At 62.8% G+C, this 11,738-nt stretch carries 9 protein-coding genes; 3 read left to right on the top strand and 6 right to left on the bottom strand.

The features are described 5' to 3' along the window. Positions 1-24 precede the first annotated feature (24 nt). From tssH to AWB74_RS01980, 3 genes are read left to right on the top strand one after another with little or no spacing between them, the layout of a single operon-like run. Positions 25-2,658: a type VI secretion system ATPase TssH gene (gene tssH / locus AWB74_RS01970; protein ID WP_061145058.1), complete on the top strand. Its 2,634-nt coding sequence runs from the start codon at positions 25-27 to the stop codon at positions 2,656-2,658. Positions 2,659-2,661: 3 nt separating this feature from the next. Further along, complete coding sequence (gene tagH, locus AWB74_RS01975; RefSeq protein ID WP_061145059.1) at positions 2,662-4,047, top strand: type VI secretion system-associated FHA domain protein TagH; 1,386 nt, start codon at positions 2,662-2,664, stop codon at positions 4,045-4,047. A gap of 13 nt (positions 4,048-4,060) precedes the next feature. Further along, on the top strand, positions 4,061-4,849 hold the full coding sequence (locus tag AWB74_RS01980; RefSeq protein ID WP_061145060.1) for a PP2C family protein-serine/threonine phosphatase: 789 nt from the start codon (positions 4,061-4,063) through the stop codon (positions 4,847-4,849). A 629-nt stretch (positions 4,850-5,478) separates the two neighbouring features. Here AWB74_RS01980 and AWB74_RS01985 read toward each other — a convergent pair. From AWB74_RS01985 to AWB74_RS02010, 6 genes are all read right to left on the bottom strand, one after another. Continuing rightward, positions 5,479-6,237 (bottom strand): peptidoglycan recognition protein family protein, encoded by a 759-nt coding sequence (locus AWB74_RS01985; protein ID WP_061145275.1) that lies wholly within the window; start codon positions 6,235-6,237, stop codon positions 5,479-5,481. Further along, the gene (locus tag AWB74_RS01990; RefSeq protein ID WP_087038743.1) at positions 6,168-6,848 is read right to left on the bottom strand and encodes a PAAR domain-containing protein; all 681 of its coding nucleotides are present in this window, start codon (positions 6,846-6,848) and stop codon (positions 6,168-6,170) included. Before AWB74_RS01990 ends, AWB74_RS01985 begins: the two co-directional genes overlap by 70 nt. A gap of 617 nt (positions 6,849-7,465) precedes the next feature. Continuing rightward, positions 7,466-8,932, bottom strand: a complete 1,467-nt coding sequence (gene tssC / locus AWB74_RS01995) for a type VI secretion system contractile sheath large subunit (RefSeq protein ID WP_407642388.1) — start codon at positions 8,930-8,932, stop codon at positions 7,466-7,468. Between the two features lie 65 nt (positions 8,933-8,997). Further along, positions 8,998-9,525, bottom strand: coding sequence for a type VI secretion system contractile sheath small subunit (gene tssB / locus AWB74_RS02000; RefSeq protein ID WP_061127752.1), 528 nt, complete (start codon positions 9,523-9,525; stop codon positions 8,998-9,000). A 59-nt stretch (positions 9,526-9,584) separates the two neighbouring features. Further along, positions 9,585-10,811 (bottom strand): TIGR02270 family protein, encoded by a 1,227-nt coding sequence (locus AWB74_RS02005; protein ID WP_061145277.1) that lies wholly within the window; start codon positions 10,809-10,811, stop codon positions 9,585-9,587. 11 nt (positions 10,812-10,822) lie between these two features. Next, complete coding sequence (locus AWB74_RS02010) at positions 10,823-11,722, bottom strand: hypothetical protein (protein ID WP_143749134.1); 900 nt, start codon at positions 11,720-11,722, stop codon at positions 10,823-10,825. Positions 11,723-11,738: the final 16 nt, after the last annotated feature.

Genomic DNA, 11,738 nt, shown 5'->3' on the forward strand with positions numbered 1-11,738 from the left:
GGAGGCTCCTAAGGAGAAAACGCGATGGCGGAAATCAGTCGTGTCGCGCTGTTCGGCAAGCTGGACAGGCTCGGCTACAAGACCGTCGAAAGCGCGACGGTCTACTGCAAGATGCGCGGCAATCCCTATGTCGAGCTCGCGCACTGGATCATGCTGATTCTGGAGACGCCGAACTCCGACTGGCAGCGCATCGTCGCGCATTACGGCGTCGATGCGGCCGCGCTCGCGCGCGAACTGACCGCGTCGCTCGATCGCCTGCCGCGCGGCGCGACATCGATCTCGGATATATCCGAGCACATCGGCGATGCCATCGAGCGCGGCTGGGTCTACGGCACGCTGCTGTTCGGCGCGACGAAAGTGCGCACCGGCCATCTGCTCGTCGGCATGCTGAAGACGCAGCGGCTGCGGCATGTGCTGATCGGCATATCGAAGCAGTTCGAGCGCATCAAGCCGGAAGACCTGTCGGACAACTTCGCGCGTATCGTCGCGGATTCGGTCGAGGAAACGGAGGCCGCACCGCAAGCCGCGGCCGATCCGGAACCCGCGCCCGCAGCGCTCGGCGGTCAGGATGCGCTGCGCAAATACGCAACCGATCTCACTGATAAAGCGCGCAGGAACGCGCTCGATCCCGTCACTGGCCGCGACGACGAAATCCGCCAGCTCATCGACATTCTGATGCGGCGGCGGCAGAACAATCCGCTTCTGACGGGCGAAGCGGGCGTCGGCAAGACGGCGGTCGTCGAAGGCTTCGCGCAGCGTCTCGTGCGCGGCGACGTGCCGCCGCCCTTGCGCGAAGTCGCGCTGCTGTCGCTCGATCTCGGGCTCCTGCAGGCGGGCGCGAGCATGAAAGGCGAGTTCGAGCAGCGTCTGCGGCAGGTCGTCGAGGAAGTGCAGGCGAGCCCGAAGCCGGTGATTCTGTTCATCGACGAAGTGCATACGCTCGTCGGCGCGGGCGGCGCGGCGGGCACCGGCGACGCAGCCAATCTGCTGAAACCGGCGCTCGCGCGCGGCGATCTGCGCACGATCGGCGCCACGACGTGGGCCGAATACAAGCGGCACATCGAAAAAGACCCGGCGCTCACGCGGCGCTTCCAGGTCGTGCAGGTGCAGGAACCGGACGAAGGCAAGGCCGTGCGCATGCTGCGCGGCGTCGCGGCGGTGCTCGAAGGGCATCATCGCGTGCAGTTGCTCGACGAGGCGATCGAGGCGGCCGTGCGGCTGTCGCATCGCTATATTCCGGCGCGGCAGTTGCCCGACAAGGCCGTGTCGTTGCTGGACACCGCATGCGCGCGCGTCGCCGTCAGCCAGCACGCGACGCCCGCGCAGGTCGACGACTGCCGCCGCCGCATCGAAGCGCTCGACGTGGAAGCGCAGATCGTCGCGCGGGAAGCGAATGCGGGCGTCGATACCGGCACGCGCGCGGACGATGTCGCCGCCGCGCTCGCCCGTGAACACGATGCGCTCGGCGGGCTGGAGGCGCGCTGGAACGAAGAGAAAGGCGTGGTCGACGAATTGCTGAGCTTGCGCGCGTCGCTGCGCGAAGCAGGCGAAGCCGTCGATACGCCATCGCGCGATGAACGCCTCGCGCGCCTCGCCGAACTGAAAGCGGGTCTCGCCGCGTTGCAAGGCGACGCGCCGCTGATTCTGCCGAGCGTCGATGCGGGCGTGATCGCGGGCGTCGTCGCGGACTGGACGGGCATTCCCGTCGGCCGGATGCTGAAAAACGAGCTCGACACCGTGCTGCATCTCGCCGACGCGCTCGATCGACGCGTGATCGGCCAGCGCCACGCGCTCGAGATGATCGCGAAGCGCATCCAGACGTCGCGCGCGCGGCTCGACAATCCCGACAAGCCGATCGGCGTGTTCCTGCTCGCGGGCACATCGGGCGTCGGCAAGACGGAAACCGCGCTCGCGCTCGCCGAAACACTTTACGGCGGCGAGCAGAACGTCATCACCATCAACATGAGCGAGTTTCAGGAAGCGCACACCGTCTCGACGCTGAAGGGCGCGCCGCCCGGTTATGTCGGTTACGGCGAAGGCGGCATCCTGACCGAAGCCGTGCGCCGCCGCCCCTACAGCGTCGTACTGCTCGATGAAGTCGAGAAAGCGCATCCGGACGTGCACGAAATCTTCTTTCAGGTCTTCGACAAGGGCTGGATGGAAGACGGCGAAGGCCGCTATATCGACTTCAAGAACACGATCATCCTGCTGACGTCGAATGTCGGCTCGGACATCATCATGTCGATGTGCCGCGATGCCGCCAGCGCGCCCGCGCCCGACGAACTCGCGCGCGCGTTGCGCCGGCCGCTGCTCGACGTGTTTCCCGCCGCGCTGCTCGGCCGCCTCGTCACGGTGCCGTACTACCCGCTCTCCGACGCGATGATGGCCGCCATCGTGCGCCTGCAACTCGAGCGCATCCGGCGGCGCGTCGCGGACAATCACGGCATTCCGTTCGATTACGACGACGACGCCGTGCGGCTCATCGTCTCGCGCTGCACGGAGAGCGAATCGGGCGGACGCGTGATCGACGCGCTGCTCACGAACACCGTGCTGCCGCGCATATCGACGGAATATCTGACGCGTCTCACCGAAGGCGGCGCGCTCGCGCGCATCCGGCTGTCGGCGAGCGCGGGCGAATTCGTCTACGCGTTCGACTGAACCATGCTCACGCTCACGGTGACGCTTCACAACGGACAGCCGCCGCGCGTGCCGCTGACGGCGACTTTCGATACCGATGGCGGCACGATCGGACGCGCGGTGTCGAACCGGCTCGTGCTCGACGACGCCGAGCGCACCGTGTCGCGGCTGCACGTGCAGATCGTGTGGCGCGACGGGTGTTATCTCCTGATCGATCGCGGCAGCAACCCGGCGCTCGTCAACGGCGCGCCGCTCGATCCCGGTCAGGAAGTGACGCTCGCGCACGGCGACGAAGTGCAGATCGGCGGTTATCAGCTGCGCGCCTATGTGGACGCCGCCGACGATACGGTCAGCGCAAACAAGGCCTCGTCCGACGACGATCCGTTCTCCGGTTTGTTCGATGAAGCGCCCGCCGCTTCGAAGCCGCAAGACGATTTCGAAGCCGACGACATCCTGGCCGCGCCGAAGCCTGCGCACCAGCGTGCTCCAGTCCGTACCGAAGACTTCGACTTCGGCTTCGACGATCCGGCGTCCAGACGCTCCATCGACGAATTGTTCGATCTCGCGCCGGGCGCGTCGGCTTCTTTGGAACCGGATTCGCTCGTTGATCCACTGATCGCACCGCTGACGCAGCCGAACACGGCCCACGATGCCGATCCGTTCGCGAGTCTCACCGGCGCCGCGCGCCCCGCCGCGTCACCCGCGACGCGCTCCGACGCGGGTTCGGAACTGCACAGTGCGTTCACGCCGCCGCGTCCGCAATCGGCTCCGACGCCGAAGCCCGCGCCTTCGCCGACAGCGCCCGCCGATGACCGCGCGCTCGTCGATGCTTTCCTGCGCGGCCTGAACACGCACGGCGTGCGCATCGAGGCGCTCACGCCGGCGCTGATGCAGCTCATCGGTGAAGTCTTGCGCGAGGCTTCGCGCGGCACGCTCGAACTGCTCGCCGCGCGCGCCGCGCTCAAGCGCGAGATGCGCACCGGCGCGACGATGATCGAGGCATCGGACAACAATCCGCTCAAGTTTTCGCCGAACGTGGAAGCGGCGCTCATGCATCTGCTCAATCCGCAAATGCGCGGTTTCATGGCGCCCGCCGTCGCGTTCGGGGACGCCTACGCCGACTTGCGCGCGCATCAGGTCGGCATGGTCGCGGGCATGCGCGCCGCGCTCGACGGCGTGTTCGAGCGCTTCGAGCCGCAGCGCATCGAGACGCGCCTGTCCGGACGCTCCTTGCTTGACGGCTTCCTGCCCGGCCTCTCCCGCCGCGCGCGCTGCTGGGACTTGTTCATCGAGATGTACGGGCAGCTTTCGCGCGAAGCCACCGAGGATTTCCACACGCTGTTCGGCCGCGCGTTCGTCGCCGCTTACGAGGCGCAGATCGACGAGCTGAAACGGCGCGAACGCTCGTAACGAGAGACACGACATGCAACTGCAAACCGCGAGCGTGAGCGAAGTGGGCGGCCGGTCGCGCAACGAGGACGCGCTCGGGCAATGGCGGCACGCGGCGCTTTTTGCGAGCGTCGTCGCCGATGGCGCGGGCGGTCACGGCGGCGGCGATGCGGCGTCGCGCATCGCCGTCGATACTGTGCTCGCGGAACTCACGCGCGTCGCGCTGGCGGGCGTCGCGCTGACCGGGCCGAATCTGCTGCGCGTGCTCTTGCGCGCCAACGACGCCATCATCGATGCGCAGGAACACGATCGCGAGCTCGCGCAGATGCGCTCGACGGCCGTGCTGCTCGGCATCGACGAAGCGGCGGGCGTCGCGGCGTGGGCGCATTGCGGCGACACGCGCCTTTACTGTTTCCGGCGCGGCGCGACCGTCGTGCAGACGCAGGATCACAGCCTCGTGCAGAGCATGATCGACGCGAATCTGCTCGATTCCCGCGACGTGCGTCATCATCCGCGCCGCAACGTCTTGTTCTCGGCGCTCGGCACGGCGGACGATCTGTCGATCGCGGCATCGGACGAACCGTTCGCCATCGCCGATGGCGACGCCTTTCTCCTGTGCACCGACGGCTTCTGGGAATATCTCGACGAATCCATGATGATCGATGCTATCGGGCGCGCGCGAACGCCCGCCGAATGGCTCGATCTGATGGTGTCGCAACTGCGCGAAGCCGCGCGCCCGAATCACGACAACTTCACGGCGAGCGCTGTGTGGATCGGTGATGCATCGCAGACTACTGTGATGCTAGGGTCTGTTCACATATAAAACGTGCAGGCGTTGCCCCGTGAAGGGGTCGAAGCGGGCTATCACCGAACCGGCTTGCTTGAGCAGCGCCGCCCGCTGATGGAAGCGTGGGCGGCGCATTTGAACGGCGCCTGATGGACGCAGCCATGAGAATCGTCATGGCTTTCTCGGTCGTAGCTCACGGTTTCGCTCACGAGTCCGGCATGTAACGCGCGCGATGCTACGAGTGCCATGTACTCCGAATTAACTCAAATTGTCATGCTACAGTACTGCCGTCGATTTACTTTGGAAATAGTAACGTGCAACTTCGATATAGGGCATGGTTCGGAATGACGGTAGCTCTCTTGCTCGGCTATCTCATAATTACGACACATATCCGTTCACCTCCGTCTGCCACGCCATGTACTGAAGACTGGTTCAACTATATTGAAGAGAACTACTTCTCTACGGAGCGTGGGGATATATGGAGTGATCCGGTTCGTCTAGATTGGACTGTTGATGGCGATTGGCGTTGGTTTGAGTATGTCGAAAAGGAAGCCGGCGCGATACCGGCCTCCGTTGGCACATCGCGGCAGAAGCGCTGTGAAATGCTCCAATCGCGCCTCGGCTCGCGCCTTTACATACTGAACGATTCCATCGGGTTATCTATTTCACTTCCCCGGAGAATGTAGTGCAAGTCGGGTACGAAGCAATTGCACAATCTCCATGCCGAGTTTACCTGGACAAGCTCGTCCTCTGCCGCTACTCAACCGCTGATACTCTCTGTGTCCACCTAAGTAGGTGATATTAAAAAATTCCTTCAAGGTTTCACAGAGGATTTCTACCGCTCTTATTTGAGGCGGAGTTGGCTTGTCGTGACGCATGACAACTTGATCAGTTGCAATGTCCTTCAGATTTTTTACTTTATCGAAGAAGGACAGCCCTTTATATTCTTGCTCGTATGCCTCGCCCGCCTGAACAAAATCCGACAAGAAAACGACCCCGATTTTCCCCGTGTTGCCTTTATCTATGTGCTCGCCGATAAATCTGATATCACGAGCCTCATAAATCTCACCTTGGCATGAAATCGCATAGTGGTATCCCGCATCATCAAATGGCGGGCTTCTGCCCATGTCCTCTGCTTGCAGGCGCTGCATTTCATCAATGGAAGGCGCGCCACAGGAATAACTGCGACCGGCGTGGTGCAGGACGATATCCCTGTAATCCCACTGACTTTCCCGCAAGGCTCCTCTCGGCGGCTTTGCGTGCCAATCCGATCGCTCAATCAGCTTGTAGCCCTTTCTTGACAGAGCATTAATAATCGCCTGCCGAGTCGCGGCACGATTATTCACAGAGATGGTTATAGCATCATCCTTACGACTTCCCACGGCCGAACAACTCGACGTCCAATGTTCGATCTTGTAATCCATGTCCATATGCTTATGGCTGCTCTTCCGGGATTAAGTTGGCGTTTGGGTGCCGAGAAAGTGACGTGCATATCGACGGTACTCACCCCATCTGTTTCAATTTTTGCGTAGCCGTTTGCGTCCGTTTTACCGCTTTGTTCGACACTCGCTACGCGCGCAACATAATCTTGATTCCGTAGCGGCTCCCCAGTCACGCTGTCCTGCACATAGAACCAACTCGTATGCTTGCCCTCACTGCCCGCCTGTTTGGCAGGCTCTGTGGTTGCCGCTGAGTTGCCCGAATTGGCTGCACTTTGCGACTTGATGACTCCAAGGCTCTCGGCCATGTCGTCGTACCAAGCTTCTCCAGCAAGCGTGGCGAAGATGCGCGGATGCTCTGAGCAACCGCACACGACTACGTCGTCATGCGCTGCAATCTCGCTCATGAAGAAATTCATACGACGCGGCCCGCCATCCTTGGCGATGTATCCGATCGTTTTACAGACGGGGCAGTAAGCCGCACCGCCTATTAGCGCGGCCTGATGCCCGTGAACGAGAAATTGCGGTCCTTCGTAAGAGCAAACCTCTCCGTCGTTATCGAGCTTGTCTCCGACGACGGCAATTCGGCGCATCATAGGCAGCCTCCGCTATTTGCTTCGTTATGCATGATTTTTAGCATCTATCTCGGCTCCTGCATGGGAATGCTCACCGGATCGGTGAGAGATCAGCATACGAAGGCTGCGGAAACACGCAACCGAATACCAATAGACAGGCATCGAAATCGACAAATTTTCACGCTACCGTAGAATCCGATGTACGGGGTTCTGTCTATTCTGCGAAGTCCAGCGCGTGGTTGTGCTGGGACAGGATTTGCAGCCTGTAGACGTATTAACCCGCACGCTCGCGCAATGCGAGCGAAGCGTTAGACCCGTAAAGGGCCGATCGCAAGGAATGCGACGAAGCTAATACGTCGGTATTCGCAAGGAGCATGACGCCGCGAGCGGCCCTTTACGGGGCAACTCCTGACTAGAAAATTTAATCCAGGGGAATGCCCGAAATCGGCCACAGTGCGGCGTCGCACGTCGCTCGTTTGGGGGCGGCAAACGGCGCGCAGCGCTCCTTGCACTGTGCCCCGAAGGTAATCCCCTTGGGGACGGCCGATTTCGGGCGTTCGCATGGATGTTTTATATGTGAACAGACCCTAATGCCCGGAACCTGAAGCGTCGCGGGCATCGTCGTCGATAAAGGAACTTCAGGCCGCCTGCTTCGCCGACGGCAACCGCGACACGAGCCGAAGCGACACCGTCAGGCCTTCCAGTTGATAGTGCGGACGCAGAAAGAATTGCGACGTGTAATAGCCCGGCGCGCCCGGCACTTCCTGCACCTTGACTTCGGCGGCGGCGAGCGGCTTTTGCGCCTTGGTGTGCTCGGACGAGTTGGCCGGATCGCCATCGACGTACTGGGTAATCCACTTGTTCAACCAGATCTCCATGTCGGAGCGTTCCTTGAACGTGCCGATCTTGTCGCGCACGATGCACTTCAGATAGTGCGCGAAGCGGTTGCACGCGAACAGATACGGCAGGCGCGCGGCGAGCGCTGCGTTGGCGGTGGCGTCCGGGTCTTCGTACTCGAACGGCTTTTGCAGCGACTGCGCGCCGATGAACGCCGCAAAATCCGAGTTCTTGCGATGAATCAGCGGCATGAAGCCGTTCTTCGCGAGTTCTGCTTCACGCCGGTCGGAAATGGCGATCTCGGTGGGGCATTTCATGTCGACGCCGCCATCGTCGGTCGGAAAGCTGTGCACCGGCAGGCCTTCGACCGCGCCGCCCGATTCCACGCCGCGAATCCTCGAGCACCAGCTATAGAGCTTGAACGAGCGGTTGATGTTCACGGCCATCGCATACGCGGAGTTCGCCCACGTGTACTTGGTGTGATCGGCGGAGCCGGTGTCTTCCTCGAAGTCGAATTCATCGACGGGCTCGGTTTTCGCGCCGTACGGCACGCGCGCGAGAAAGCGCGGCATCGCGAGCCCGACGTAGCGCGAATCTTCCGATGCGCGCAGCGAACGCCAGCTCGCATATTCCGGTGTCCCGAATATTTTGGTGAGATCGCGCGGATTAGCGAGTTCCTGCCACGAATCCATTTGCAACAGGCTCGGATCGGCGGCCGCGATGAACGGCGCGTGCGCCGCGGCGGAGATCTTCGACATCTCGCCGAGCAGTTCGACATCCGGCGGCGTCTGATTGAAGTAGTAGTCGCCGACGAATGCGCCGAACGGCTCGCCGCCCAGCTGGCCGTACTCGTGCTCGTAAATCTGCTTGAAGAGCGGGCTCTGGTCCCACGCGATGCCCTTGAAGCGCTTCAGCGTCTTGCCGAGATCCTTCTTCGAGATGTTCATCACGCGAATCTTGAGCATCTCGTCGGTTTCGGTGTTGTTGATGAGATAGTGCAGCCCGCGCCACGAACCTTCAAGCTTCTGGAAGTCCTGATGATGCATGACTTCGTTGACCTGCTCGGTGAGCTTGGCGTCGATCTCGGCGATCATCGCCTGAATCGAGCGGATCGCGTCGCCGGAAATGATCTGGGTCTGCGAGAGCGCTTGCTGCGCGAGCGTCTGCACGGCCGTCTGCACGGCGGTGCGGGCTTCGTCGCTCTTCGGGCGGAACTCGCGATTCAGAAGCGCGGAGAGCTCGTCGCCTTCGAGCGTCGCGCCTTGCATGGCGGACTGGGATTCTGGCGATGAGGATTGCGGAATGTCGGACATGGTCGTTTCCTTTTCGGCACTCATTCGGCGGCGGCGGGCGCGGCGGCACCGTCGGCGGCGGGTGGCGTGACCGTGGCGAGCGTCTTGAGCAGCGCGGGATCGTCGAGCACGCGCGCGATCAGTTCTTCGGCGCCGTTCTTGCCGTCCATGAAGATGACGAGATTGGCGAGCTGCGTGCGCGCTTCGAGCAGCTTCGCGAGCGCATCGACCTTGCGCGCGACGGCCGCGGGCGAGAAATCGTCCATCGTTTCGAACGTAATATCGACGCTCAGATTGCCGTCGCCCGTCAGCTTGTTGGGCACCTGAAACGCGACGCGCGGATGCATCGCCTTCATGCGGCTGTCGAAATTGTCGATGTCGATTTCCTGGAACTTGCGCTGATCGACGGGCGGCAGCGCTTCGGCGGGCTTGCCGGAGAGATCGGCCATGACGCCCATCACGAACGGAAGCTGAATTTTCTTCTCGCTGCCGTAGGTCTCGACGTCGTATTCGATTTGCACGCGCGGCGCGCGATTGCGGCCGATGAACTTCTGACTGCTGGTTGCCATGACGTCTCCTTCGCGTGAGCGTGAGCCACGCTTTGAAGACGATTCAGCCGTGCGTGGATTTAAAGCGCATCGAGATTGCGCTGCTGGCGCCACGCGGGCGCCGCGCAGTTGAACAGCGCCGTGCCCGGTTCGAGCAGGCAAAGGTGACGCGCGGCGGCCATGCGCTGACGTTGATAACCGTCTTTCAGCACGTCGATGCAGTGCGCCTTCGACGGCGGCGCGCCGCACAGATAGCGCCGGCCGCTTTCGAAGCGCGCCGCGTTCGTCTGCCACCAGTGCGCGATCTTGTCGGCGTCGGGCCACGGCGCGCCGTCGTCTTCGTCCATGGCGATGTCGGCGTCGTTCGGGTCGTCGGTCGGACCGGCCGGAATACGCTCGGGCGGCTTGCGATCCAGATCGAGCCACGCGAGGTCCGCGCCGGTGATGGAGCTGAAGCTTTCGCCGGCGATGCGCGCGAACACGTCGTCCGACATGAGTCCGATCAGCCAGCCGATGTAATGCGGATCGCCCGCGTGACCGATCGCGCGGATCAGGAGGCGCTTGTTGTCCGGCTTCGCAGCGATGGTCTCAAGGAGCGCGCGGACATCGGCTGGCGGCAAGGCGCTGGCGGCATCTATCGGTGCGAGTTCGCGCAGAACGTCGAGCGATGCGTTCCGGTCGCCGAGCAGCAGCGCGGATCGCGCGGCGCGCAGGCGGCACGCGGCGTCGTCGTCGAGATGCGCGATGCAGGACGCGAGCAGATCGACGCGGCCGGTTTCGCCCGCGCATTGCAGCGCGCGGGCGCGCACGGAGGGAGTTTCCGAGGCGATGGCCGTGTCGAGAAAGCGTTTCGGATCCACGCGATGCTGCGCGCAGGCGGCGAGGCCGGTGAGCTGCGCGGCGGGATCGTCGCTGGCGAGCAAACCGCCGACGGTGTCTTGCAGATGGCTCGCGGAGACCCAGCCGAACGCGGAATGCAGGCCGGATCGCGCGGCGGGCACGGCTTCCGCGAGCGCGATGAGTTGCAGCAGCGTCTTTTCGGAACGCGCTTCGATGCAGCCGATCGCGGCGGTGAAGAGCTCGCCTTTGCCTGTGCGCTCGAGCGCCTGCATCGACATCTGCGCACCGATGCGGCCTGCAACTGCGATGCCGTCGAGGTGCGCAGCGATGCGTTCGTCGAGACGCGCGAGGTGTTTCAGTTTGACGTGCGGCGCGCGGACGAGATACGTGCGGGTGTTGCGGAGACAGGCGGCGTCTTCGAGGTGTTGGTGGAGGATGGGGGGGATCGAGCCCGTTCGCGCGTTCATCGCAGCACCGGTCAAGCCATGCGCGACCACACGCCGCCCGAACGCACAAATACGTCGGACGGTCCGACCGAATACAACGCGGTCGATGTCGGCACAAGCTTCAGGCACGTTGCGGGACGGTCGGGGGCGTCGCCTGGAATATCGTTGACGAATCCGTCGCTCGTCAGGCGATACACGGAAAAATCCGTGCACGCGAACACATCGCCCGCGTGAACGCAGACATCCATGAGATTCAGCCCGATGCCCGTGTCGACGACATCCCAGGCACCTTTTCGTCCTCTGAACATCGCGCCGCGATCTCCTACGCTGTACACGGTGCCGTCCGGCGCGATGGCCACGGCATTGAGATTCGCGTTGCCGGGCGTGACTTCGCGATCCCACCGCTCGTCGGATCGCGTCCAGATTTCGCCTTGCCAGCCGACGGCGTAGACCAGCGAAGCCGTGAGACCGGCCATGGCGGTGAATCCGATCACGCCTTCGTCGATGTCCGGCCAAGGCGCGCTGATTTCAGTCCATTGGTCGCGTTTTTCGCGACGCAATGAGATGCGGCCCATGCCGCAGGCGTAGATGTTTCCTTCGATGCTCGCGAGGTTGGTGATGCCCAGTTGATCCGGGATGCGCGAGTAAGTCTCCTGCACGAGGAGCGGGTGCATCTCCCAGACCTCACCAGCGGGGCTAACGCCCACGACCAGCCATAGGCCTTCGGAAGAGTCGTCCACTGCCGCCAGCGCAATTGCACTCCAGTCCGGAGACAATGCGTAGGCATACCAATGGCCCTGATGAAACATGTAGAAGGCTGAGTTGTTCTGCCCCGCTTCCGCGGTATCGATATGTTCGACAGCGCATAGCAAATGCTGCGGCTCCTTGCTGAAAGCGCAGGCGCTATGGGCCCGCCAGATGGTCATGTCCATGATTGTCCGTCAAGCG

It is taken from the genome of Caballeronia arvi, assembly GCF_001544695.2.
GTDB lineage: Bacteria > Pseudomonadota > Gammaproteobacteria > Burkholderiales > Burkholderiaceae > Caballeronia > Caballeronia arvi.